The sequence below is a fragment of the Marinobacter alexandrii genome, from assembly GCF_005871205.1.
Taxonomy (GTDB): domain Bacteria; phylum Pseudomonadota; class Gammaproteobacteria; order Pseudomonadales; family Oleiphilaceae; genus Marinobacter; species Marinobacter alexandrii.
The window spans coordinates 78770-102053 of record NZ_SWKM01000017.1 but is presented as its reverse complement, the minus strand read 5'-3'; the positions used below and the strand labels follow the sequence as shown (position 1 = coordinate 102053).

Genomic DNA, 23284 nt, shown 5'->3' with positions numbered 1-23284 from the left:
AAGTGAAACAGGCCTGCGCCGATGGTAGTGTGGCATTTGCCCATGTGAGAGTAGGTCATCGTCAGACTCTTAATACCGAAAAACCCCAGCTTCCTCGAGGCTGGGGTTTTTTATTGCCTGAACGAAAGGCACCGAAGGGGCATTTGCCACAAAAGGCGTTGGGGGTCTTACGCGGCTAGGGCAGCCAGATCTCAAAAACGCCGCCACCGAGCTCGCCACCGTTGTGCAGTTTGATGGATCCGAATCTATCACCTTCCCGGTGCAACTGGGCAACCGATGAAGCAAAGAACAGCCCCAGGCTGGTGCTGCCAGTATTAAAGTCCAAGGATTTGAACGTCAGGGGGCCTGTGTGCTGCATGCTCACCGGGTATCCCGCACCATCATCTTCTACCCCTAAAACCAAATAGCCGTCCCTAGCCTCCGCCGTCAGCCGGATCTTTTTCCTGGTGTACCTCAGGGCGTTGTTGATGGTGTTGTTGAGCACTCCGGTCAACAGATCGGCATCAAAGAAACCTGTGATGTCGCTGGCGTCGATTAGAGCTTCTATACCCAGGCCCTGGAGTAGGGGCTCATGGCGCGCCATGTGCTCGGCCAGGAAGTCGGGCAGGTAATGCTCCTCAAGGTGCGCCGAAAGATTCTGCTCTCCCAGTCGATAGATTCCCAGCAACTGCACCAAATCGTTGTGCATGCGCTCGGCCTCGTACTGCAGGGAGTTAAATCGTGGGGAACCATTGAAAGTTGAGCTGTGCTCGGCTCTTAGCTCGTCCAGAGAGTTCAGCAACATTCCCAGGGAGTTCTTCATGTCATGGACGGCTGAGGCCAGGACCATGGAAAAGTCGATGCTCTGGTCGCTCTCATTGGCCGGCTTAGCTGGGTCTTGGGGATTGGTCATTGGTTTAATCCCTTCAGTTTTTGGCTCAGTGCCATATAGCGCCGATACTGTCGATGCTGTTCCGGCAATCCCTGCAGGTGCTCAAGTCTTGCCCGACACTGCTCAAGTAGTTGGCGATTCGTTGGATCCACTTCGTACATTTTCAACAGGACCTGCACCAGATTCAGGTTTACCGAAGAGTGATTTGGAACTACCTCAAGCGCTTCTGTAAACGCCGCTGCAGCTGCTGCAAGGTCACCGGCTTCGAAGGCTTCAATGCCACCTCGGGTGAGTTTCCGTGCCTTCAGCTTTTGACGGAATCCGACAGGCTCGTCCCGTAACGCTTCGATGCGTTGCAGGAGGTCTGATTCACCGCTGTGCTGCTCGGCGAGGCGGGCAAGAAGATCCCTCGCTTCAGCGTCACCGCCAATTCGAAACAGGGTTTTGGCGTAGTCCAGGCTGGTGTCGGGATCGACCGGGGGGTTGCGATCGAAGTCCGCCCTCAGGCTGCTCTGTAGTGCCCCTGCCTCTCGATGTTGTCCCTGCCCGAACAAAACTCGGCATTGAACGATGCGGCTGCGAAGTTCAACTGTCGGTTGATCGGCAAAACGCTTCTCCATGGTGCCAAGAATGGCGATTGCCTCGGTGGCGTGCTCGGCGCTCTGAGTGCTGTCGTCGTCCTCGCTTAGGTCTGACAGGCTCTGGCCCAGGGCCAGATAGTGGTCGGCGCTGTCGTGTATCGAGTGGATGCCGAGGGATACCGTGCGGCGCCAGGAATCGGCCGCGGTCTCTATGTCCTGATTGGCCTCGGCAACCTCCGCCAACTGTTTTTGCCGGAGCAGAGCATTGGGCGATTGCAATGTGGCCTGCTCGAGTACCCGCTGTGCTTCAGAGAGTTTGCCTTGCTGCCGCAGTCCGTCGGCGAGCAGGTCGTAGGCTTCCATGTAATCGGGATGGTTTTCGATCAGCTGCTTGAGGCTGGCGATGGCCTGATCGTGGCTACGATTTGCCAGTAATACCCGGTTGTGCCCAAGCCTGGCCCAGGACAGCTCACGCTGTTGCAGCACGTCGTCAAAGACTTTGGCCGCGTGGCTAAGATCCCCCAGGCGGTAGTAGAGATCGCCCAGGGTCTTCAATAGCCAAGTCTTATGGCGGGGGTTCCGGGGTAGGGCCTGAAGGCACAGGGAGATGGCTTCCGGATAATTTTCCCGATCGATCTCCCGGTTAATCGGAAACAGTGCCTTGCGCTGCTCAATCAGGGTGATCAGGCGCTGTTCCAGCATGGCACGGTTGATGGGCTTGGTCAGATAGCCGTCGGGCTGGTTTTCCCGTGCCCCCATCACCATTTGCTTGGAGGTTTCCGCGGTGACCATCAGAAACAGCGATGATCGCTTCAGCAGGTTCTTGTGGCGCAGTTCCTCAAGCACATGCTGGCCGTTCTTGCCTCCGCCGAGGTTATAATCGCACAGCACCACATCCACATGATTGTAGGTGCAGTATTTAATCGCTTGCCCGGCGTTGCCGACCAGTTCAATTTTATAGGCTCCGCAGCTTCGAAGCATCTGCCGGAGAGATAGACGGAAGTTCTCGAAGTCGTCGATGATCAGGTAAGTCAGTTCATGGAAGGCGTCCGTTCGGTAGCTCGACTCGCTCATGACCGTTTCTGCTTCAGTAACTTGTTGACCAGCGCCCGCAATGCAGCCGGCTTCACGGGTTTATAGAGCAGATGATAGCCCCTGGCAATGGCATCTTCGCGCACTTCGGGCGCCATGTAGCCGGTAATCAGGATCCCCGGAATATCCTTGCTGAGCGCCGCCCTCAGGCTATCCATGGCATCCAGCCCGTTTTTGTTATCGTCGAGCTGGTAGTCGGCGAGGATGATCTCCGGGGCATGTCCGTTGAGCTGGTCGGTAGCGTCGTCCAGGCTTTCTGCAGCGGTGACATCGCACTTCCAGTTACCCAGGAGCGCTACCATGCCCTGAAGAATAGCCGGGTCGTTGTCGATACAAAGAACGTGCAAGCCGCCAAGGCTTGAAACCCGACGGGATCCGGCCGATGGTCGCTGGACGACTGCGGGCGCCTGTTCCGGTGCGGTCATCGGGACGGTTATGCCGAACAGGCTGCCGCGACCCTGAATGGATTGCACGGTTACCGGGTGGTCCAACATGCCGCTGATTCGGTCCACGATGGCCAGCCCGAGGCCAAGACCTTTCTTGTCTCGACCCGCCTGGAAGCGGCGGAATTCTTCAAAGATGTGTGCCAGCTGATCTTCCGGGATACCCGGGCCAGTGTCCCAGACATCGATCCGGAGAAAGCCTTTCAGCCGCCGGCAACCCAGCAGAATTTTGCCCTTGGGGGTATAGCGAATAGCGTTGGAGAGGAAGTTCTGCACCACCCGACGCAGCAGTTTGGCGTCAGAACGTACCCACGCGGTGCTGGGTACCACATGCAGTTCCAGCCCCTGATCTTTGGCAATGGCTGAGAAATCCGTGGCCAGGTGGCGCAGGATATCATTGACTGGGAACACGCCAATGTCCGGCTCCAGTGCACCGGCATCCAGCTTGGAAATGTCCAGCAGGGTGCTGATGATTTCTTCGGCGGCACCGAGGGAGCTGTCGATGTGATCAACCAGATCCTTCTCTTCGCCCTCTGGAGCCTTTCCGGCCAGCGCTGAAGTGAATAATCGGGCAGCGTTGAGGGGCTGAAGCAAGTCGTGGCTTGCCGATGCCAGGAAGCGGGTCTTGCTTTGGTTCGCCTGTTCCGCAACGGATTTCGCTTTCAACATCTGCTCGTTAATGACCTGCAGTTCCTGGGTGCGCTCTTTGACCCGCTGCTCCAGGTAGATGTTGGTTTCCTTTAGCGCCTGCTCGGTCCGGCGCATGGCGGTGATGTCCTGAAAGGTGGTGACGTAGCCGCCGCCGGGGATGGGGCTGCCATCAACTCGTATCACGGTGCCATCAGGCCGCTGGCGCTCATACGACATGGGCTGGCCGTGACGCATACTGCCACAGCGGTCGGCAACGATTTCGTCTATGCGTCGGGCCGACAGGTTGGCATTGGTCAGGTTGTAGCGCATCAGGTCTTCCACCGGCCGACCCACCCGCACGAACCCTTTTGGGTAGGTGAACAGCTCAAGATAGCGCTGGTTCCAGACCACCAACTGCTGCTGGTGGTTGACCACAGATACCCCGAGGCGAATGTTCTCGATGGCTGACTGCAGTAATTCTCGGCTGAAGGTCATGGCCTGGGAGGCTTCGTCGACAATGCTGACAACGTCCTCGATCTGCATGTCGCGACCGGTCAGAGTGGATTCCAGAACCACCCGCGCCGTAGAGGCGCCAATCACCGAGGCCAGTTGGCGCTCAATGTACTTCATCAGGTGGTTGGATGCCGGACGCTGCGGGTGCAGGCGAATGGCGTTGCGCCGCTCATAATTGCGCAATATGGTCTCGGACCGCTCCTCACCCATGAACCGGTCAGTCAGCGCCTGCAGATCCGAGGTCAGGATTTCGCCTTGCCAGCTCTGGTGCTGGGGCGTCTCCGCCCTAGGTTGTGGATCGTGGAAGAACGACGCGATCTGGATTTTCTCCCGTACCCGCTGGCGCGTCAGCATCGATAGCATCACATAGGTCAGGGTGTTAATGCCAAGGCTCCAGATAATGCCGTGGCTGATGTGGTCAAGTTCAGAGCCGAACAGCGCCGTCGGGCGAGTCCAGCCCAGGCCCCAGAGCCCCTGATTGATCAGGGTGTCGGTCATCCATCCGGTAGTCGCCAAGGCCGGTAACAGCAGGGTGTAGCACCACATCAGGAAACCAAGTGCGAGCCCCCAGACGGCGCCCATGTAGTTACCCCGGCGCCAGATGATGCCGCCGACCAGAGCAGGGCCGAACTGCGCGGCGGCGGCAAAGGACAACAGGCCAAACGCCGTCAGGCTGTAGTCTTCGCTGGCCATCCGGTAGAAGCCGTAAGCGGTCAGCAGCACCACGAAAATGGCAACCCGACGGATGCTCAGCAACAGGTAACTGAGGTCAGTGCGGCGGTTCATTCGGGGGCGGAAGAATTTTAGCAGCGCCGGCATGATGATTTCGTTGCTGACCATAGTGGCGATGGCTACGGAGCATACAATCACCATGGCCGCCGCCGCTGAGCCGCCGCCCAGGAAGGCGAGAATGGCCAGCCATTTTTCGCCAGCCTGGATTGGCAGTTGCAGGATGAGAATGTCGGGGTTACTCGTCACGCCACCGGGTGACAGCAGGCCAGCGGCGGCAATCGGCAGCACAAAGGCGCTGGCAATAATCAGGTAGATGGGCATAGCCCAGCGTGCGACTTCGAAATCCCGATGATCGGTGTTTTCGACCACCATGACATGGAACTGTCGCGGCAGGCAGATGATAGCCAGCATCGCCACCAGAGTCTGGGTAATGAATGCCGGGGCTTGAACACCGTCTGTGGTCAGGGTGCCAATCAGGTCTGCATCCTGGACACGGCCCAACAGGTCACCAAAGCCGCCGTAGAGTCCGTAGCCGACGAACAGGCCCACAGCCACGAAAGCCACCAGCTTGATCAGGGACTCAAACGCCACCGCCTGAATCATGCCGCGATGGTGTTCGGTGGATTCAAGGTGGCGGGTGCCGAATAACACGGTAAACACCGCCAATGCCAGCGTGATGTACCAGGCCGAGTCGGCCCAGGGTGCTGAGCTGGCCGCCTGAACATCGATGCCGGTTTCCGACAGCACGTTAAAGCCCATGGAAATGGCTTTAAGCTGTAGTGCGATATAGGGAACGCTGCCAATGAGCGCAAAGGTCGCGATCATGGCGGCAAGTACTTGGGACTTGCCATAGCGCGAGGCGATGAAGTCGGCAATTGAGGTACTGTTGTTGCGCTTGCTGATGTAAATGATGCGGCGCAGCAAGGGGGCACCAAAGATGAACACCAGCAACGGGCCAAGATAGATGGGAAGAAAGCCCAGGCCCTCCTGGGTGGCGCGGCCGACCGCACCGTAGAAGGTCCAGGAGGTGAAATAAACCGCGAGAGACAGCGCGTAAATGTGAGTACGCGCGAGCCGGCGCCGGTACAGTCCGGGGTGTTTGTCACCGGCCCAGGCGATGACAAACAGCACCGAGATGTAGGTGATGGAAATTAAAACCAGCAGCCAGGCATTAATCATGGATACGCGGCTCTCTCGGTTGCAGGCGGTCTGGGAACCTCATTTCAGCTGGTGCAGACGGTTGTCAGAAGTCTATCCGTGGAGTCGAGCATTTTCATGTTATCGACCCGCGGTGTGCCGTCTGAACCCAGCGGCACCAGTTCCCGGGATTGGCAATTGAGAATATGGACCCGGTGGGAGATAGCGTCAGTCAGCTTCTGTTCAAAACGATACAGCGTGAAGCGAACGATGTCCGGGTTGGTCGTGTCCTGGCTGATGCTCTTGGTGTCGACAGTGGAAAAAGCCGTGACATAGGGGAAGGCGAAGGTCCAGGGGCGCCACAGGATGCCATCGGTTTCGGTGTCAACGACCACGGCTTCCTCGGGGAGCATGTCTTGCTTGTGGTCGTACCAAGTGTACTCACCATGAATCAGGTAACCCAACATGCCCAGACCGGCAAACGCCGGAATGATCCACTTGGGGGCTTTGTTGCGGGTGGCCGCACGGATGCCGAGGGCGATACCGGCTGCGCCCAGGCCACAGAAAACAGTGGCGACAAAGGTCCAGAACATAGAGTTGTTTCCTCAAAAAAGAACGGGCTCCCTCGGTGAGGAAGCCCGTCCAGTATAACCTGTCAAGTTATTGAATCAGGTCGCTTTGTAGCTTAGTGGTCTTGAGCCTGGCCGGAACCACGTGGGTAACGGACGCTCTCAACCAGCTCCTGAATCTCAACGGGCGGCTCTTCAGTAGCGTTGGATACCACGAAGGCTACCGCAAAGTTGACGATTGCACCAACCGCGCCGATGGACAGCGGGGAGATGCCCAGTACCCAATTCTCTGGCGTGTCTGCCAGGTTGTTGGTGCCCGGAATGAACAGCCAACCCTTGTACACGAAGATGTATGCCAGGGTGAAGCCCAGACCGGTCAACATGCCGGCAATGGCGCCGGTGTTGTTAACCCGCTTGGAGAATATACCCATCATCAGAGCCGGGAACAGAGACGCTGCGGCAATACCGAACGCCAGGGCCACCACTTGAGCCGCAAAGCCCGGGGGATTGGCGCCTAGCCAGGTGGCGACCACGATTGCGACAGCCATCGAAATTCGCGCTGCCAGCAGCTCGCCTTTTTCGGAGATGTTGGGATTGATCGAGCCTTTGATCAGGTCGTGACTGATCGCGGACGATATCGCCAGTAACAGACCGGCTGCGGTAGACAGGGCCGCCGCCAGACCACCGGCTGCGATCAGACCAATGACCCAGCCTGGCAGGTTGGCAATCTCCGGATTGGCCAGTACCAGGATGTCCCGGTTGACCACCAGCTCGTTACCTTCCCAGCCGCGGGATTGCGCCTCGGATTCGAACGCCGGGCTGTCGTTGTACAGCTGGATGCGCCCGTCTTCGTTCTTGTCCGTGAACTGGATCAGACCGGTGACTTCCCACTCACGAACCCAATTCGGACGATCGTCGTACTCAATCGGGGCGGCTGCGGTGCCATCCGGGTAGATGGTGGTCATCAGGTTCAGGCGCGCCATGGAAGCGACGGCCGGCGCGGTCAGGTACAACAGGGCGATGAACACCAGGGCCCAGCCGGCTGACCAGCGCGCATCCGCCACTTTCGGCACGGTGAAGAAGCGAATGATGACGTGAGGCAGACCTGCGGTACCGATCATCAGTGACAGGGTAAACAGCACCATGTTCAGCTTGTTGTCTACGTCAGCGGTGTACTCATTGAAACCGAGATCGGTGATGACCTGATTCAATTTGGTAAGCATCGGCAAGCCGGAATCTACGTGCGTGGAGAACAGGCCGAGACCGGGAATCGGGTTGCCGGTCAGTTGGACCGAGATGAACACCGCAGGAATGGTGTAGGCAATGATAAGTACGCAATACTGGGCAACCTGGGTGTAGGTGATGCCCTTCATGCCGCCGAGGACGGCGTAAATGAAGACCACGACTGCCGCTATGATCAGGCCCAAGGTGGCGTCCACTTCAAGGAACCGGGAGAAGGCCACGCCAGCGCCCGCCATCTGACCTATAACGTAGGTTACAGACGCTACAATCAGGCAGAGCACCGCAACCAGACGCGCATTCTTGCTGTAGAAACGGTCACCGATGAACTCGGGCACGGTGAACTTTCCGAACTTCCGCAGGTAGGGGGCCAGCAGCATGGCAAGCAGCACATAGCCGCCGGTCCAGCCCATCAGGAAGGTGGAGTTGGCATAACCACCAGCGGCAATCAGGCCCGCCATGGAGATGAACGATGCCGCGGACATCCAGTCAGCGCCGATCGCCATGCCGTTGGTGATCGGGTGAACGCCGCCGCCGGCAACGTAGAAGTCTTTGGTACTGCCGGCTTTCGCCCAGATCGCAATACCGATGTAGAGGAGGAATGATCCCCCTACAAACATAAGGTTAATAGCAAATTGGCTCATTGGTACTTACTCCTCATGCACGCCGAATTTTTCATCGATTTTGTTCATGCGCCATGCGTAGTGAAAAATCAGGGCGATAAACGTAAGAATTGAGCCTTGCTGGGCGAACCAGAAGCCCAGATCGGTTCCGCCGATGGGAATACCGGCGAGCATGGGGCGAAGTAGAATGGCAAAGCCGTAAGAAACCATGGCCCAAACGACCAGGCTTCCGACAATCAGTCGCAGATTTGCCTTCCAATAGTTTTCAGCGTCGTAGCTATGACCTGACATAGGTTCACTCCTGTGTTTTTGTTGTGGCGAACGAGCGGTTTTTATATGGGATTTTCCGGATAGAGCAATTGTTGTTCATATAGTAAAGCTCCGACTTGTCGTCCTAACTGACTTTACCTGTCAAGTGCTTTAAGGATATTGGCAAAAGGTCTAATTCTCAGTCATTTGCCCAGGATTCGACTGATTTTTAGCGTGCTGGATCGAGTCCGTTTCAGAATCGATGCATGTTCTGGAGGCGTCGGTGGTAGTGCAGTTTGTCGTGCAGTTGGCGGAGGTTTTTGATGCCATCCTTTTGGGCCCGGTTTAAAGCCATGAGGGTCAGTTCCGCAGTCACCAGGGCGTCGGCGGCGGCATTGTGGCGGGCACTGGCCTCCAGGCCAAACAATTCACTCCAGTGATCAAGACCCTTGCCCCCGGGTTTGGCTTTGGGGAAGAACACCGGCAACAGGTCAGCAACGTCCATCCAGGTGTGACTGGCGGTGTAGCCGAGTTGGCTACGGAGGGTTTTCTCGAGAAACTTCTGGTCAAAGGCGGAGTGAAACGCCAGCACCGGGTCGCCGTTCATCCATTCCAGTAAGTAGAGCAGCGCGTCTTCGGTTTCGTGGCCCTGGGTCAGGGCCTCGTTGCCAATGCCGTGGATCAGCACCGTTTCGGTGATGTCCAGCTCAGGCCGCCTAAGGATCAGGTCAAACTGATCACTGAGCTGGATCGCGCCGCCGCTGATGGCAACGGCGCCGATGGCAATGACTTCGTCTTTAGCAGCATTGAGCCCGGTGGTTTCCAGGTCCAGGACAATCAGCCGACAGTCGGACAACAGTTGATCGCCCGGAGTTTTGGCGTTGGGCAAGCTCTCCAGATCGAGATGGCCACTCCTGCCTCCCCGATGCCGGTCCAGCCATTGTTTGATGTGTTCAAGCATGGTTCAGGCTCGGCCCCCAGCGTTGCTGTTAGAGTTGATAGGTCAGTTCCAGCTTCTGCTGCAGGCGCTGGGCCTGGCGAAACGATTCCCTCAAAATGCGACGGTCCAGCGGATTCAGGTCATCCGGGTCGATCAGGTTGGTCAGCTCCTCGCCGCGATTGAGCAGCTCCTGGTGCGAGCGCATACGAATAGCCTGGATAAGGCTGTAACCTTCTTTCCAGGCGTTGGCGTCTTTCGGGTCGAAAACGCCTTTCTTGGCAAGTTCGTCCATCCGTTCCAGGGTGTTAGCGGTGCCCACCCCATTGGCCAGCGCAAACACCCGCACCGATTCCACGAACGGTGCCAGGCCCTGGCGCTTCAGGTCCAGAGCCTGTTTGTTGCCGTCGGTCACGTAGCGAAAGTTGCGGAACATGGTCAGGGGCGGTTTCCGCTGGAAGGCGTTGCCGGCCAGCATTTTCTGGAACAGGGCGTTCTTGCGGATGCGCGATAGCACCTTGTCCAACAATTTCTCCAACGGTTTGGTTGGTCCATACACTGCCCGCATGTCCAGGAAGATCGACGAATAGACCAGATTCTGGGGCGTAGAGGCATCGATAAACCGGATGAACCAGTCGTCCCATTCGTCATCGCTTAAGCACAGCTTGGGGTTGCTGGCCATGATGTTGCCCTTGCACAGGGTGAAACCGCACTCGGCCAGTTCCTGGTTGACGGTCTGCGCAAACGGCAGCAGCTTTTCCCGTACCTGATCTTCTGTCATCCCCTCCGGTGTCTCGAACAGAATGCCATTGTCCTGGTCGGTCAGTAGTGTCTGTTCCTGGCGGCCTTCGCTGCCAAAGGTCAGCCAGGTAAACGGAATGCCCGGGTCGTTTTTCTTGATGTTCAGTTCCAGCACCCGGCGCACGGTTACGTCGTTCAGGGTGGTGATGATCTTCACCACCTGGCCCGAGTCGGCACCGTGCGCCAGCATGGTATCGACCAGACGGGAGACGTCGGTCCGCAGGCTGACCAGGGTGCGTAGATGAGTGGCAGTGCCGATGGTGCGGGCCAGGTTGACCAAATCCACCCGCTGCAGCGAGAACAGGTCGCGTTCAGATACCACGCCGATCAGGCAGTGTTCGTCGTCCACCACGCACAGGTGAGCAAAATGGTGCTCTGCCATCAGCATTGCCGCTTCGAAAGCGTCTGCGTGGGCTGGCAGGCAAATCGGATCCTGGGTCATAACCTGGCGGATAGGTGTATCCAGCGGAGCCTTGTGCTCAGCGATCAGGGTGCGCAGATCCCGGAGCGTAAAGATGCCGGTGGGGTGCCTGCTATCGTCGGTGACAATGATGCTGCCGACGCTGTTGTCATGCATTCGCGCCACAGCCTTGTCGACCGGCAGGTCGGGCGAGCATACGATGGGGTTTCTGAGAGCGTAACGTTCCAGGGGCGTATCCAGGGAGTTGCTGGATCCGATGGACGCCATGGCGCTGGACTGGATGCGCTGGTTCACCTGATCAAGCAGGCTGCTGACACCGCGCAGGCAAAAATCCCTGAATGGGTCGCTGGCGGAAAACAGGGTGATGAAGGCGTCCTGTTCGATGCTTAGGCAGAAAGTGTCGCCCGCAGCTCGGTGGAGGGTTCGGGTAGGTCGCTCACCGATCAGTGCGGCAAGGGGAAAGCACTCACCCATGCTGATTTCGAAGGTGGTATCGGTTCGGTCTTCTTTGGCATTGTGACGCTCACCGCGAATCCGTCCCTGCTTGACCACGTAAAATCGTTTGATGATGCCGTCATCCGGTGAAATGACTTCATCACCATCGGCATAGAAGCGAAGGGTCGCATGCTCGGCGAAAAGGGCGAGGTGAGTATCGTCCATGCTGGAGAAGGGGGCGTGCTCCCGGAGAAACGTCATGATGGCACGGGTGTTCTGTGGTCGGGAGTTGTCCGAATTTGCTGCTGCCATGAACGGAGCCTTTGCTTCAGTAATGTTTCCGCTTCCAGTGTAGTTCACTGAATGTACGCCGAGCGGTAAGAGTTTGAAGCAAAAACTGAGGCCGCGCGACGATTCTTTATGGTAAGCAGAGCGGGTGGTAAAGTTTCCGAATCCATTAGGTATTAGTAGCACTGCCATGACGACTAAAGAAGAACGCCTCAGCTTTCTTGAAGAAATGAAAGATGTCCGGCGGATCAAGAAGCCCAACCGCGCGGAAGTCCAGGCGCCCAAGGATCTCACTCCCGGCCACTTGGAGCGCCAGCGTGCAGCCGTTGCCAAGGCTGTCAAGGACAGTAATCCATTGACGTCCGATATGGTGGAGCCGCTAACGGCCCATGATGTTCTGACCTGGCAGCGCCCCGGTATACAACATGGCGTATTTCGCAAGCTCCGCTTGGGTCAGTACCCGATTGAAGCACGGCTGGATCTGCACCGGATGACCGTTGAGCAGGCCCGGCGGGAAGTGTTCGGCTTTATTGGCGACTGCGTTCGCTATGGTCTGCGCTCGGTTATCATTCTGCACGGCAAGGGCGAGCGGAATCCAGACGGCATTGCCCAGCTGAAAAGTTACCTGGCCAAGTGGCTGCCGGAGCTGGACGATGTCATGGCCTTTCATTCGGCCCAGAAACACCATGGTGGCACAGGCGCTGTCTATGTCATGGTTCGCAAGGGCGATCGAGACAAGCAGCACAACCGTGAGCTTCATAGCCGGCGATAATCGCTTCGCACCCATCGATGATTACTTAAATGACCCCTGAGAGGTATGCAAGGTGAAGAAACTGGTATTGATGATATTCGCTGTGACCGCACTGGCCGGCTGTCAGGATCGGGTTATCTGGAATGACAACGGCGAGCTGAAAAGCGCTACCGAGAACCGCGAAGTATGGGACACCAACGGCCAGATGAAAGGCGGTGAACGCAAAATCTGGGTCAACAAGGAAGGCGAAGACGTCGTTAAGTAAACGGTTCGTTTCGGACGCACCTGGGATAATCAAACAATAACACTGTGCGCCTGGATAAGCCGGGAGCGTGTAAGGGAGAGTAGGGACATGGCGGTGAGCCTGACGGTCAATGGCGTGGAGCGCAAGCTCGACGTGGAGGGGGATACCCCCCTGTTGTGGGTGGTTCGGGATGAACTGGGGCTGAAAGGTACCAAATTTGGATGCGGCGCGGGGCTGTGTGGCGCTTGCACGGTGCATCTCAATGGTCAGCCAGTGCGTTCCTGCTCAACCCCCGTCGAGCTGGCTGCTGGGGCTCAGGTCACCACGATAGAAGGCCTGGGCGACCAGGATCGCCTGCATGCGCTACAGGCAGCCTGGATCGAACAGGGCGTGCCCCAGTGCGGCTATTGCCAGTCCGGGCAGATCATGAGTGCCGCCCATCTGCTGGCCAGTAATCCATCGCCTTCCCGTGATGATATTGTCACCGCCATGACCGGTAACATCTGCCGCTGCGGAACCTACTCCCGCATCATTGCCGCGGTGGAGTCAGTGGCCGCGGGTTCGCGCCCGGATCAGCAGGAGGGTGCGTAGCATGACCATGAACCGACGTACTTTCCTGAAAACCGGAGCCGGTGCTTCCGGCGGCTTGATGTTGTCGTTGTCCCTGCCGGGCTGCGCTGGAGTGCAAACCGGCTACGAGCCCGAAACCGGGGAGTGGAAGCCCGATGCGTGGCTTGAGCTGACCCGTGATGATGAAATCTACTTTACCCTGGCACGGGTAGAAATGGGGCAGGGCACCTACACCGGACTGACCACCCTGATTGCTGAGGAACTGGAGGTGGCGCCCGCCGCCATCACGCCCCGGTTTGCACCGGCAGCGCCGGAATACCGTAACCCCCTCTACAAACTGCAGCTCACCGGTGGCAGTACCAGCATTGCCACAAGCTGGGAGCCGCTGCGTACCGCGGGGGCCTCCGCCCGGGAGATGCTGAAAATGGCTGCGGCTCGAATCTGGAAGGTGGAAGCCGATGCCTGCACGGTTCGAGACGGCCATGTGGTACATCCGAATGGAATTGATTCCCTGCGCTACGGGCAGTTGGTAGAGCTGGCGTCCAAGGAAGTGATACGGGGCGATGTTGCGCTCAAGCCGCGCAGTGAATGGAAGCTGATTGGCAAGCAAGGCAACCGATTGGATGCTCGGGCCAAGTCCACCGGCACCGCCGAGTATGGTATCGATGTGGAGTTGCCGGGGCAGGTATACGCCGTGGTGACTCGATCACCCCGTTACGGCGGCCGGGTTGGCAGTTTTAACGGCGACGAAGTCCGGGCTATGCCTGGCGTTGTCGATGTGGTCGAGATTGAGCGGGGCATCGCCGTTGTCGCCGATAAATACTGGCGGGCGCGGAAAGCCCAGGCTGCACTGAGTGTCAACTGGGACTTCTCCGATGCCTTGTCATTGTCCACCAGTGACGTGTTTGAGGGTTATCGCAAGGCCGCCGACGAGGATCCGGGCGAGTCCGAGCGCAGTGAAGGCGATTTCGATGACGTCGCTGAAGCGGCCTCGACGGTCCTTTCCGCCGAATACGCGCAGCCGTACCTGGCCCACGCCACCCTGGAACCGATGAATGCAACAGCCTGGTATCAGGGTGACCGTGCCGAAGTCTGGGCGCCGACCCAGGCTCCGGATCTGGGCCAGATTGCAGTGGCCCGGGTAACCGACCTGTCCCCTGGCGATGTCACTATCCACACCACGTTTCTTGGTGGTGGCTTCGGGCGTCGGCTGACCCAGGATTTCATTGAGGAGGCGGCTGCCGTTTCCTTCAAGATTGGCAAGCCGGTCAAGGTCATCTGGTCCCGGGAAGAGGATACCCGTCACGACCTGTTCCGGCCGGCCATGCTGCACCGGATGAAAGCTTCGCTGGCGGATGGCGAACTGACCGGTTGGCACCATCAGATTGTCGGCCCCCAGATTCTCGACTGGTACGTGCGCAACGCCGCGCCCGCCCAGTACCCCTGGGCTCCCAAGTTCCTCTACAACAGCCTGGGCTCTGCCGGGTTGATGTTCGAAGGTATCGCCACGCCCAAGGACATGTCCGCCATTGAGGGTGCGATCGAATACCCCTACGGCGTGGGCAGCATCGATATCCGTCATACCCACACCGATCCCGGTGTGCCGGTGACCTGGTGGCGTTCGGTTGGCTTCTCCCACAATGGCTTTGCGGTTGAAACCTTTATGGACGAGCTTGCCCACGAGGCGGGGGAGGATCCCTACCAGTTCCGCCGAAAACTGCTGGCGAACGAGCCTCGTCACCAGGAGGTACTCAACCGTGCCGCTAAAATGGCTGGCTGGGGCGAACCCTTGGCCGAGGGACGGGCTCGGGGTATTGCCCTGTTCCAAAGCTTTGGCACCTACGTCGCCCAGGTGGTCGAAGCCGGCATCGAGCACGGCGAGATTCGCGTCTACCGGGTGTCCTGTGCGGTTGACTGCGGCCAGGTGGTGAATCCGAGAATCGTCGAAGACCAGATTGAGGGCGGCATCCTGTTCGGTTTGACCGCTGCCCTGTATGGCGAGATTACTCTTGAGCAGGGCGAGGTTCAGCAGAGCAATTTCCACGACTACCGACTGATTCGTCAATACGAGCGCCCGGAGGTGACGGTGGATATTGTCGACAGCGAGGCGGCGCCGACCGGTGTTGGCGAGCCTGGTGTGCCGCCGGTGATCCCGGCTCTTGGCAACGCGCTGTTTGCGCTCACAGGGCAGCGTCAGCGCTCCCTACCTTTAACCGCGGATGCCTGATATGTCGAACAGGCGCTCACTGACCTCCGGCCATGCCTCGGTCATTCATGATGTTGCTCGCTGGCTCGGTGTGGGCGAGGGTGTAGGTGAGCGCGAGCGAGTCTGGCTTTGTACCATCGTCGAAACCTGGGGTTCGTCACCACGACCGGTAGGGTCCTGGCTCGCGGTCAGCGAGTCAGGGCGCTGGAGTGGCTCGGTATCGGGTGGCTGCCTGGAAGAGGACTTGCTGCGCCGGACCGCCCGCGACGGCCCCACTCAGCCGGTGGTCATTGACTATGGCATCACCGACGACGATCGTGATTACTTCCAGCTCCCCTGCGGTGGCCGGATCCGATTATTAGTGGAGCCACTGCACAGTGCCGAAGCCAGTGAGCACATTGCTGCCCTGGCGTCGGCACTGGACTGTCGCGAGCCAGTGGTGCGGCGGGTCGGTTTGCATTCCGCCCCGGAGCTTGAGCCGGCCGCGGGTCAGCCTGGTTCGTCGGTATACTTTGATGGTGAATGCCTGGAGCAGGTGCTGCAGCCGGAGTGTCGGCTGTTGCTGATTGGCGCCGGTGAAGTTGCCCGCTATGTCGCCGAGTTTGCCATGGCGGCCGATTTCGAAGTGACAATCTGTGAACCCCGGGATGCCTTTGCCGAAGGCTGGGGTTACCCGCATATTCCGCTGAACCGGAAGTTGCCGGACGATCTGGTGGCCCAACACTTCGCTGATCCCTGGTCCGGGATACTCGCTCTGGCGCACGATCCGCGCATTGACGACATGGGCCTGCTGGCGGCACTGACCGCACCGGGGTTCTATGTTGGCGCCATGGGCTCCCGGAAAACGTCCGAAGCCCGGCGTTTGCGACTGGCCTCTCTCGGTTTGGACCAGGCGTCGCTGAACCGGTTGCGCGCCCCCATTGGTGTTAGCATTCCCAGTAAGACTCCGGCAGAGATTGCCATCTCTGTTGTCGCCGATTTGATTGCCGCGCGCCACCATTTGCGGGCTGCCTCTCCATCTCTATAATGTCCTCACGCGAACGCCTCGAAAGGGGCGTCAGACCCTGAGGGAGAATCCGTGTTTGATGTAACCCAATATGCCATCGCGGCTGACCAGATCGTTGACGCAGGTCGATTCCTGTACCAGCGTGGCTGGTCGCCGGCCACCAGCAGCAACTATTCGGCGCGCGTTGATGACCAGCACATCGCCATTACCGTATCCGGTCGTCACAAGGGGCAATTGGGTGCCGGTGACGTCATGGTGGTGGACCTCGCCGGTCAGCCGGTGCAGAGCGCTTGCCGGTCGTCCGCCGAAACCCATCTGCACACAGTTCTGTACGAGGTCTTTCCGGAGGTCGGCGCCGTGCTGCACACCCATTCGGTCAAGGCCACAGTGCTGAGCCGTCTGTTGGCAGCAGGTGAGCCGCTGGTGCTGGAAGGGTACGAGCTACAAAAAGCGTTCAGCGGTGTCGATACCCATGAGTCGGTGTTGTCCGTGCCGGTGTTCGACAATACCCAGGATATTGACGCTCTGGCCCGCGACACCAAAGCCTGGTTCAGCGCCCATCCGGACCAGCCCGGGTATCTGATTCGCGGTCACGGCCTCTACACCTGGGGCAAAACCATGGCCGATTGCCTGCGCCATGTCGAAGCCTTCGAATTTTTGTTTGAATGTGAGCTTGAAACCATGAGGGTTCGCCCATGACTACCTTGAGTGTTTTTGATCAAAGCCAGCCAGCGACGGCCCATACGGTAACCGACAACCCTTCGGAAATTCGCGACCTGCTGGCCCAGCACGGTGTGCGTTTTGAACAGTGGCCGACCCGGGACCTGCCGGCCGATGCCTCCCCAGAGGACATTCTGGCCGCTTACCAGGACGAAATCTCGACCCTGAAAGCCGAGAACGACTTCCAGACTGCGGACGTCATCAGCCTGAACCCCGACAATCCGCAGAAAGAGGCGTTTCGCCAGAAATTCCTCGATGAGCATACCCACAGCGAAGACGAGGTACGGTTCTTTGTGCGAGGGCAGGGACTGTTCTATCTGCACTTTGGTGACCAGGTGCTGGCGGTACTGTGCCAGAAGAACGATCTGATCAGTGTGCCCAATGGCACCCGGCACTGGTTTGATATGGGTCCGGAACCTGCGTTTACCTGCGTTCGCCTGTTTACCAATCCGGAAGGCTGGGTCGCGGACTTCACTGGCGAAGACATCGCCGGTCGGTTGCCCCGCTACGAAGCCCTGGCGGGAGCGGTCGAATGATTCGGGTTGTTTTGACCGATATCGAAGGCACCACCAGTTCGATTTCCTTCGTTCACGATGTCCTGTTCCCCTACGCCAGCGAGCACCTGGCTGACTTTGTTCGGGCTCAGCACGCGGACAATCTACTGGTAGCCGAGCAGCTGGATGCGGTGGCAGCCACCGCCGGCGTTGATCGTGGCGACATTGATGGCCTGATCGATACCCTTCAGGCCTGGATTCGTGAGGATCGCAAGGAAACGCCGCTGAAGACCCTCCAGGGCCTGATCTGGGAGCAGGGGTATCAGCAAGGCGTGCTCAAGGGCCACATCTACGATGACGCTGCCGATTACCTGCAACGTTGGCATGATCGCGGCCTGCGTCTGTTCGTATATTCTTCCGGGTCGGTCAAAGCCCAACAGCTGATTTTTGGCCATACCACGGCGGGTGACTTCACCCCGTACTTCTCCGGCTATTTCGATACCCGGGTTGGCGGCAAGAAAGAACCCGGTTCGTATCAGGCCATCCTTGGTGAACTGGGGGTAGAGCCGTTCACGGTGTTGTTTCTGTCCGACGTTGAGGCGGAACTGGAGGCGGCCGAAACGGCTGGAATGCAGACGGCCTGGCTGGTTCGCGATGGAGATCTGCCGGACACTGGTCGCTTTGTCGCCCGCACCTTTTCGGAGGTGGATACCCTGCTTCGAAAGCGGTAATCCGCCCTTGGCGCAACCCATCAGGAGATGTTCATGCCCGGTACAGGATGGATCAGGCTGTGCGTTCCGGGCCTGTTGATGGTGGTGCTGAGCGCCTGTAATCCCTTCTCTGAAGCCCGTCCGATGATGGACGGATACGTCGAACGGGTTGCCCGGGTTCTGGAAACAGAGCCCGAGCTTTCTGCCATCGATTCCCCCAGCCACATTCCCCGCCGCCGTGATCGCGTACTGACCATGCCCGAGCTTGAGTTGGGCATGCTCGATTTCCTGTCGCTCTACGGCTGTGAATTGCAGTTCGTAGTGGGTGAGAAGAACTCGGTGATGGGCAAGGTTATGCAGCCGCTGAACCGGCTGCGCTATGAGCTGCGCTTTATTCGTGCCGCCCAGGACTGTATCCCGGAAACCGAGGATGAAGACCTGGTGGAAGTGCTGAACGAAGCCATTGCCAGCAAGCGGGAAACCCTGCCGATTGCGATCTGGAATGCCACCTGGGGCGTCGAGGAGATCGAGACCCTGTTTACCCTGGCCAAGGGTTATTACCCGGTTCAGAGCGAGGGCAATCCGGTGGCCGATCTGGCCCGTGACAGTGATCGGATGAATCAGGTCGTGGGCGCGCTGCTGACGGGAAACGTAGAAGCTTATGCGCTGGGGGCAAAATCACCGGGAGCAAAATCACCGGGAAAGGGAGCGCTGGATGAGAGTTCACTGGAGTTTGCCGGGGCGGTCCAGCAGCGCTGGCAGGCGGAATACCGGGCCGGCCAGCTGATCAACAGTGCGGTACTGGTAACAACCCGACTCAATGACGCCACCGCGTTACTGCAACAGCGGATCGAGCAGCGTCCGCTGTGCCTGAAGGGAAAGCCGAACAATCAGTCGGAGATTGTCCAGAGCATGTTCTTCAGCGTTTATATCGAAAAGATACAGCCCTACATGAGTGATCTTCGCCGGGCCCGAGTTGAGCTGATCGAACCCCTGGCGATGATGGCGGAGCGACAAAGGGCAGTGATGCCGCCCGAGTTCGCCAGCTGGTATCGCAGGCACCTGTCCCAGGTGGCGGACGACAGCCTGTGGCTTGAGCTGGATGCTGCCATGGCGCACCATACCCAAAGCTGGCAGGCCTTGCTGGAACAGTGTGGTATGCGGCCCGGCGCGTGAACTCGCCGGTGGATCAGCGCTGGCTTTCCGGTGTCACCCGCAGAATTTCTTCCACGGTGGTCAGCCCGGCGGCGACTTTCTGGGCGCCACCCAGTCTGAGTGACTTCATCCCTTCCTTGTAGGCGTCCAGCCTCAACTGCTCCAGTTCGCAGTGCTCGGTGATTTGCCGGGTCAGAGTGCCGGACAGGCTCATGATCTCATACACACCCGCGCGTCCCATGTAGCCGGTGTTCCGGCATTCCAGGCAGCCAACCGGCTGATAGAACTGTTTTGGCACTGGGGCCTTCCAGGGCCGGGTGAGGGTTTGCCAGGCCTGTTCATCCGCCGGCCCCGGTTTCTTGCAATGGGGGCAGAGTGTGCGGGCCAGCCGCTGCGCCATAACCCCCAGAACGGTAGCCCGGATCAGGTAGGGCGGAATGCCCAGTTCCATCAGGCGAGTGATGGCGCTGGGCGCGTCATTGGTATGCAGGGTGGAGAGCACAAGATGGCCGGTAAGGGCGGCCTGAACTGCCATCTCGGCGGTTTCCAGATCGCGGATTTCACCGATCATGATGATGTCCGGGTCCTGTCGCAGGAGTGCCCGCACGCCCGCTGCGAAAGTCAGATCGATGTTGTTCTGGACCTGCATCTGGTTGAAGGCCGGCTCCACCATCTCGATCGGGTCTTCGATGGTGCAGACATTCAGCTCCGGCGATGCGATCTGCTTCAAGGTTGAGTACAGGGTGGTGGTCTTGCCCGAGCCTGTCGGGCCGGTTACCAATACAATGCCGTGGGCCTGGGAGGTGATGGTCTGCCAACGTTCGCGGTCGTCCTTGCCGAAGCCCAGTTGCTCATAGGATTTCAGCAGCACATCCGGGTCAAAGATCCGCATTACCATCTTTTCGCCAAAGGCCGTGGGCATGGTGGCCAGGCGCAGTTCCACTTCCCGGTTGTCGGGTTTGCGGGTTTTGATCCGGCCGTCCTGCGGCCGCCGTTTCTCGGCCACATTCAGCCGCCCGAGAATTTTCAGGCGGCTGGTAACGGCAACACCCACGTGTTCCGGGAATTCGTAGACATTGTGCAGAACCCCGTCGATCCGGAAACGCACCTGGGTAACCGTCCGTCGTGGCTCTATGTGAATATCCGAGGCGCGCTGGTCAAAGGCGTATTGGAGCAGCCAGTCGACGATCTTGACCACGTGCTGGTCGTTGGCGTCCGGGTTTTCGCTGGTACCCAGGTCCAGCAGTTGCTCAAAGTTGTTGCTGCCAACTGAGGCCGACGATTGGCCACCGCCGGCCTTACTGACGGAATTGGCCAGCTGATAGAACTCGACCGTGTAGCGGCGGATGTCCTCCGGATTGGCAACCACCCTGCGAATGTCTTTGCGCATGGCATGTTTCAGGTTGCCTTCCCAGTCCGATTTGAACGGCTCCGAGCTGGCAATAAGCACCTCATCCGGGCCGATCTCCACTGCCAGGATGCCGTGCCGCTGCGCGAAGGCGTACGACATCACCTTGGCGATGGCGGAGACATCAATCTTCAGCGGATCAATATGGAAATAGGGTTGTCCGGCCCAGTCTGCAAGCCACTGGGTCAGGCGGTCGAGATCCAGGGTCCGATCGGTTTTCCGGCTGGTAAGCGCGGCAATCGCCACCAGTTCCAGAGGGTGCTTTTTGGCATCCTGGCCCTTGCCAGAGGCGGCGCCGAGATTGGCGGTAAGCACACGCTCGGCGTCGTCCTGACTGATTTCCCCACTGGTGACCAGCGCCGTGCATACGTCTCTGAGAGTCAGGATGCTACGAGCCGGCGCCGTCGGCCGGCTGGCGTGTTCTGGCGACTTGGTATCAGACATAGAGTCTCGCAGTCAGGAGCATTGCGGTGGCAGTCAGCCTGCGACCGGGCGGTTGACCTTCAGGTGAACCATGGCGACCGTAAACAGCAAGAAGGTCAGCACAGTAAGGATGACCGGGCCAGCGTCGCCCTCACTCAGCCAGGCCGAAACCACAGCTTGAGTGAAGTAGAAAATGACCACGAACGCCATCCAGATGTAGCCTCGGTTGTGGCCACGGAACACAGGAACCGCAAAAGCGAGCAGAGGCAGCAGCTTCACGGCCAGCATCAGCGGAATGGATACGCCTTCCACGGGAGCCGGGTAGAAGGTGGTGGCCAGCAGCGTTGCCAGAACCGCCACGTACAGCAGTATGGTCAGGCGCGCCGTGTTCTGGGCCTTTGGATTGTGCAGCATAGTGTATTTTCCAAAATAGGTGTTCAATTGAAATACGGGCATTGGCCCCGGCTGTATCAGGCTGACAGTTTCAGCGCGAACCGGGCAAGCCGTTCACCCAGGGCCTGGCACAGTGATTTTTCGTGCTCGCTGATCGGTAGTTGCTCCCCGGTGCCGGCCCAGTGACTGGGGCCATAGGGCGTGCCACCGGTCTCGGTCTCACCCAGCGCCTTCTCGGTGTAGGGCAAGCCGCACAGCACCATGCCATGGTGCAGCAGCGGAATCATCATGGTCAGCAAGGTGCTTTCCTGGCCGCCATGGAGACTTCCGGTAGACGTGAAAGCGCCGGCCGGCTTGCCGGACAGGGTGCCACTGAGCCAGAGATCACCGGTGGTGTCGAGGAAATGTTTCAGCGGTGCCGCCATGTTGCCAAAGCGGGTCGGGCTGCCGAGAGCCAGGCCGGCACATTCGGCCAGATCGGCCTTGCTGGCATAGGGGGCGCCGCTATCGGGCACGGGCGGCAGCGATGCCTCGGTTGCCGGCGACACGGGTGGGACGGTCCTGATTCGAGCTTCGATACCACTGACCCGGGCCACACCCCGGCCGATCTGGGTAGCCAGTTCGGCGGTTTGGCCGTTCCGGCTGTAATACAGAATCAGGATGTAAGGCGATTGTTCAGCCATGGGTAATGTCCTGGGCTAAGAAATGAAGGTGAGGTATCAGGCTCGCGGCCGGAATTACAGAATGGACAGTACGTTTTCCGGTGGTCGGCCTACCGCGACCTTGCCATTCGCGAGTACAATGGGTCGCTCGATCAGTTTGGGCGTGGCCACCATGGCTGCAATCAGCTGGTCGCGGCTCAGTTCGGGGTTATCGAGCCCAAGTTCCCGGTATTCCTTTTCCTTGGTGCGCATCAGCTCCCGGGGTTCGCAATCAAGAGCCGTCAGGATGTCCGCCAGTTCAGCCACTGTGGGTGGTGTGTCCAGGTAGCGTACTATCTCCGGCTCAATGCCCCGGTCGGTAAGCAGTTCAAGGGTCTGTCGCGATTTCGAGCAGCGCGGGTTATGGAAAATCCGGGTGGGTTCTGTCATGTTCTGGCCTGATCGTCCGTCTGAATGGATGCTGTTGTTTAAGTGGCCCGTAGTCTAACAGGAGGTTTTCTCGTGCAGTACCCTGCAAACCGGAGCTTTTTCCGCAGGATGGCCCATGTTGGGCTGTTCTTCCTGGTCTTGGCGTTGGCCGGTTGTGAGAAGATCGAACTGGAGCGGGCCGACGGGCCAAAGATGAACTGGGATATGCTTCGCGGCCAGTGGGTGCTGGTCAATTACTGGGCCGAGTGGTGCAAGCCCTGCCTGGAGGAAATCCCGGAACTGAATGAACTGGACAAGGCTCCAGACATTGCCGTTCTCGGCGTCAATTTTGACGGCGTGCGTGGCGAAGAATTGGAGCGCCTGGGCGAGCGCATGGGAATCGAGTTCACCATGCTGGCGGAAGATCCCGGGCAGAAATTAGGCTGGCAGACCCCCGTGGCCCTGCCGGCCACCTTTATTGTTAACCCCGAAGGGGATCTGCTGGAGGCCCGGTTCGGGCCCCAGACAGAAGCAGACATCCGGGCCCTGATCGGCGGTTAACTGCCGGGCCCG

At 58.9% G+C, this 23284-nt stretch carries 22 protein-coding genes; 10 read left to right on the top strand and 12 right to left on the bottom strand.

Translation table 11 applies throughout. The features are described from left to right. Nucleotides 1-175 precede the first annotated feature (175 nt). The 8 genes from FCS96_RS19730 to FCS96_RS19695 all read right to left on the bottom strand — a co-directional run bounded on the left by FCS96_RS19730 (nucleotide 176) and on the right by FCS96_RS19695 (nucleotide 11585). On the bottom strand, nucleotides 176-892 hold the full coding sequence (locus FCS96_RS19730) for a sensor histidine kinase (RefSeq protein ID WP_138442148.1): 717 nt from the start codon (nucleotides 890-892) through the stop codon (nucleotides 176-178). Beyond that, a complete protein-coding gene (locus FCS96_RS19725; protein WP_138442146.1) occupies nucleotides 889-2526 on the bottom strand; it encodes a tetratricopeptide repeat-containing response regulator in 1638 nt (545 codons plus the stop codon). The genes FCS96_RS19730 and FCS96_RS19725 overlap by 4 nt, the downstream gene beginning before the upstream one ends. Continuing rightward, a complete protein-coding gene (locus FCS96_RS19720; RefSeq protein WP_138442144.1) occupies nucleotides 2523-6041 on the bottom strand; it encodes a PAS domain-containing hybrid sensor histidine kinase/response regulator in 3519 nt (1172 codons plus the stop codon). The genes FCS96_RS19725 and FCS96_RS19720 overlap by 4 nt, the downstream gene beginning before the upstream one ends. 44 nt (nucleotides 6042-6085) lie before the next feature. Further along, the gene (locus tag FCS96_RS19715) at nucleotides 6086-6592 is read right to left on the bottom strand and encodes a hypothetical protein (RefSeq protein ID WP_138442142.1); all 507 of its coding nucleotides are present in this window, start codon (nucleotides 6590-6592) and stop codon (nucleotides 6086-6088) included. A gap of 92 nt (nucleotides 6593-6684) precedes the next feature. Further along, nucleotides 6685-8451 carry a sodium:solute symporter family protein gene (locus FCS96_RS19710; protein ID WP_138442140.1) on the bottom strand — a complete coding sequence of 589 codons (1767 nt, stop codon included), beginning with the start codon at nucleotides 8449-8451 and terminating at the stop codon, nucleotides 6685-6687. 6 nt (nucleotides 8452-8457) lie between these two features. Next, the gene (locus FCS96_RS19705) at nucleotides 8458-8721 is read right to left on the bottom strand and encodes a DUF4212 domain-containing protein (RefSeq protein WP_138442138.1); all 264 of its coding nucleotides are present in this window, start codon (nucleotides 8719-8721) and stop codon (nucleotides 8458-8460) included. A gap of 211 nt (nucleotides 8722-8932) precedes the next feature. Next, nucleotides 8933-9640, bottom strand: a complete 708-nt coding sequence (locus FCS96_RS19700; RefSeq protein WP_138442136.1) for a 3'-5' exonuclease — start codon at nucleotides 9638-9640, stop codon at nucleotides 8933-8935. A gap of 28 nt (nucleotides 9641-9668) precedes the next feature. Then, nucleotides 9669-11585: a putative nucleotidyltransferase substrate binding domain-containing protein gene (locus FCS96_RS19695; RefSeq protein WP_138442134.1), complete on the bottom strand. Its 1917-nt coding sequence runs from the start codon at nucleotides 11583-11585 to the stop codon at nucleotides 9669-9671. 166 nt (nucleotides 11586-11751) lie between these two features. Between FCS96_RS19695 and smrA the strand changes: the two genes are divergently transcribed. The 9 genes from smrA (at nucleotide 11752) to FCS96_RS19650 (ending at nucleotide 19438) form a co-directional block, all read left to right on the top strand. Further along, nucleotides 11752-12333: a DNA endonuclease SmrA gene (smrA, locus tag FCS96_RS19690; RefSeq protein ID WP_138442132.1), complete on the top strand. Its 582-nt coding sequence runs from the start codon at nucleotides 11752-11754 to the stop codon at nucleotides 12331-12333. A 52-nt stretch (nucleotides 12334-12385) separates the two neighbouring features. Continuing rightward, nucleotides 12386-12577: a membrane lipoprotein lipid attachment site-containing protein gene (locus FCS96_RS19685; RefSeq protein ID WP_138442130.1), complete on the top strand. Its 192-nt coding sequence runs from the start codon at nucleotides 12386-12388 to the stop codon at nucleotides 12575-12577. A gap of 87 nt (nucleotides 12578-12664) precedes the next feature. Beyond that, nucleotides 12665-13147, top strand: a complete 483-nt coding sequence (locus FCS96_RS19680; protein WP_138442128.1) for a (2Fe-2S)-binding protein — start codon at nucleotides 12665-12667, stop codon at nucleotides 13145-13147. 1 nt (nucleotide 13148) lies between these two features. Continuing rightward, nucleotides 13149-15353 (top strand): xanthine dehydrogenase family protein molybdopterin-binding subunit, encoded by a 2205-nt coding sequence (locus tag FCS96_RS19675; RefSeq protein ID WP_138442126.1) that lies wholly within the window; start codon nucleotides 13149-13151, stop codon nucleotides 15351-15353. Between the two features lies 1 nt (nucleotide 15354). Further along, nucleotides 15355-16359 (top strand): XdhC family protein, encoded by a 1005-nt coding sequence (locus FCS96_RS19670; RefSeq protein ID WP_138442124.1) that lies wholly within the window; start codon nucleotides 15355-15357, stop codon nucleotides 16357-16359. Nucleotides 16360-16410: 51 nt separating this feature from the next. Next, a complete protein-coding gene (locus FCS96_RS19665; RefSeq protein ID WP_138442122.1) occupies nucleotides 16411-17037 on the top strand; it encodes a methylthioribulose 1-phosphate dehydratase in 627 nt (208 codons plus the stop codon). Further along, nucleotides 17034-17594, top strand: a complete 561-nt coding sequence (locus FCS96_RS19660; RefSeq protein WP_138442120.1) for a 1,2-dihydroxy-3-keto-5-methylthiopentene dioxygenase — start codon at nucleotides 17034-17036, stop codon at nucleotides 17592-17594. Before FCS96_RS19665 ends, FCS96_RS19660 begins: the two co-directional genes overlap by 4 nt. Then, nucleotides 17591-18283 (top strand): acireductone synthase, encoded by a 693-nt coding sequence (gene mtnC / locus FCS96_RS19655; RefSeq protein ID WP_138442118.1) that lies wholly within the window; start codon nucleotides 17591-17593, stop codon nucleotides 18281-18283. The genes FCS96_RS19660 and mtnC overlap by 4 nt, the downstream gene beginning before the upstream one ends. Before the next feature lie 33 nt (nucleotides 18284-18316). Beyond that, a complete protein-coding gene (locus FCS96_RS19650) occupies nucleotides 18317-19438 on the top strand; it encodes a DUF3080 domain-containing protein (protein WP_138442116.1) in 1122 nt (373 codons plus the stop codon). A 13-nt stretch (nucleotides 19439-19451) separates the two neighbouring features. Here FCS96_RS19650 and FCS96_RS19645 read toward each other — a convergent pair whose 3' ends face one another. From FCS96_RS19645 to arsC, 4 genes are read right to left on the bottom strand one after another with little or no spacing between them, the layout of a single operon-like run. Next, entirely contained in the window at nucleotides 19452-21269 is a 1818-nt protein-coding gene (locus FCS96_RS19645) for a GspE/PulE family protein (protein WP_138442114.1), read from the bottom strand. A 33-nt stretch (nucleotides 21270-21302) separates the two neighbouring features. Continuing rightward, on the bottom strand, nucleotides 21303-21662 hold the full coding sequence (locus FCS96_RS19640) for a DUF2069 domain-containing protein (protein ID WP_138442112.1): 360 nt from the start codon (nucleotides 21660-21662) through the stop codon (nucleotides 21303-21305). A 56-nt stretch (nucleotides 21663-21718) separates the two neighbouring features. Beyond that, nucleotides 21719-22324 carry an NAD(P)H:quinone oxidoreductase gene (gene wrbA, locus FCS96_RS19635; protein ID WP_138442110.1) on the bottom strand — a complete coding sequence of 202 codons (606 nt, stop codon included), beginning with the start codon at nucleotides 22322-22324 and terminating at the stop codon, nucleotides 21719-21721. 54 nt (nucleotides 22325-22378) lie between these two features. Beyond that, nucleotides 22379-22732, bottom strand: coding sequence for an arsenate reductase (glutaredoxin) (gene arsC / locus FCS96_RS19630; RefSeq protein ID WP_138442108.1), 354 nt, complete (start codon nucleotides 22730-22732; stop codon nucleotides 22379-22381). 72 nt (nucleotides 22733-22804) lie between these two features. Between arsC and FCS96_RS19625 the strand changes: the two genes are divergently transcribed. Continuing rightward, a complete protein-coding gene (locus FCS96_RS19625; protein ID WP_041342686.1) occupies nucleotides 22805-23272 on the top strand; it encodes a TlpA family protein disulfide reductase in 468 nt (155 codons plus the stop codon). The last annotated feature ends 12 nt before the right edge of the window (nucleotides 23273-23284 follow it).

What these genes read in the sequence shown, in the direction of transcription:
- FCS96_RS19730 (WP_138442148.1), bottom strand. Translation starts at nt 892, where the DNA reads ATGACCAATCCCCAAGACCCAGCTAAGCCGGCCAATGAGAGCGACCAG.
- FCS96_RS19725 (WP_138442146.1), bottom strand. Translation starts at nt 2,526, where the DNA reads ATGAGCGAGTCGAGCTACCGAACGGACGCCTTCCATGAACTGACTTAC.
- FCS96_RS19720 (WP_138442144.1), bottom strand. Translation starts at nt 6,041, where the DNA reads ATGATTAATGCCTGGCTGCTGGTTTTAATTTCCATCACCTACATCTCG.
- FCS96_RS19715 (WP_138442142.1), bottom strand. Translation starts at nt 6,592, where the DNA reads ATGTTCTGGACCTTTGTCGCCACTGTTTTCTGTGGCCTGGGCGCAGCC.
- FCS96_RS19710 (WP_138442140.1), bottom strand. Translation starts at nt 8,451, where the DNA reads ATGAGCCAATTTGCTATTAACCTTATGTTTGTAGGGGGATCATTCCTC.
- FCS96_RS19705 (WP_138442138.1), bottom strand. Translation starts at nt 8,721, where the DNA reads ATGTCAGGTCATAGCTACGACGCTGAAAACTATTGGAAGGCAAATCTG.
- FCS96_RS19700 (WP_138442136.1), bottom strand. Translation starts at nt 9,640, where the DNA reads ATGCTTGAACACATCAAACAATGGCTGGACCGGCATCGGGGAGGCAGG.
- FCS96_RS19695 (WP_138442134.1), bottom strand. Translation starts at nt 11,585, where the DNA reads ATGGCAGCAGCAAATTCGGACAACTCCCGACCACAGAACACCCGTGCC.
- smrA (WP_138442132.1), top strand. Translation starts at nt 11,752, where the DNA reads ATGACGACTAAAGAAGAACGCCTCAGCTTTCTTGAAGAAATGAAAGAT.
- FCS96_RS19680 (WP_138442128.1), top strand. Translation starts at nt 12,665, where the DNA reads ATGGCGGTGAGCCTGACGGTCAATGGCGTGGAGCGCAAGCTCGACGTG.
- FCS96_RS19675 (WP_138442126.1), top strand. Translation starts at nt 13,149, where the DNA reads ATGACCATGAACCGACGTACTTTCCTGAAAACCGGAGCCGGTGCTTCC.
- FCS96_RS19670 (WP_138442124.1), top strand. Translation starts at nt 15,355, where the DNA reads ATGTCGAACAGGCGCTCACTGACCTCCGGCCATGCCTCGGTCATTCAT.
- FCS96_RS19660 (WP_138442120.1), top strand. Translation starts at nt 17,034, where the DNA reads ATGACTACCTTGAGTGTTTTTGATCAAAGCCAGCCAGCGACGGCCCAT.
- mtnC (WP_138442118.1), top strand. Translation starts at nt 17,591, where the DNA reads ATGATTCGGGTTGTTTTGACCGATATCGAAGGCACCACCAGTTCGATT.
- FCS96_RS19650 (WP_138442116.1), top strand. Translation starts at nt 18,317, where the DNA reads ATGCCCGGTACAGGATGGATCAGGCTGTGCGTTCCGGGCCTGTTGATG.
- FCS96_RS19645 (WP_138442114.1), bottom strand. Translation starts at nt 21,269, where the DNA reads ATGTCTGATACCAAGTCGCCAGAACACGCCAGCCGGCCGACGGCGCCG.
- FCS96_RS19640 (WP_138442112.1), bottom strand. Translation starts at nt 21,662, where the DNA reads ATGCTGCACAATCCAAAGGCCCAGAACACGGCGCGCCTGACCATACTG.
- wrbA (WP_138442110.1), bottom strand. Translation starts at nt 22,324, where the DNA reads ATGGCTGAACAATCGCCTTACATCCTGATTCTGTATTACAGCCGGAAC.
- arsC (WP_138442108.1), bottom strand. Translation starts at nt 22,732, where the DNA reads ATGACAGAACCCACCCGGATTTTCCATAACCCGCGCTGCTCGAAATCG.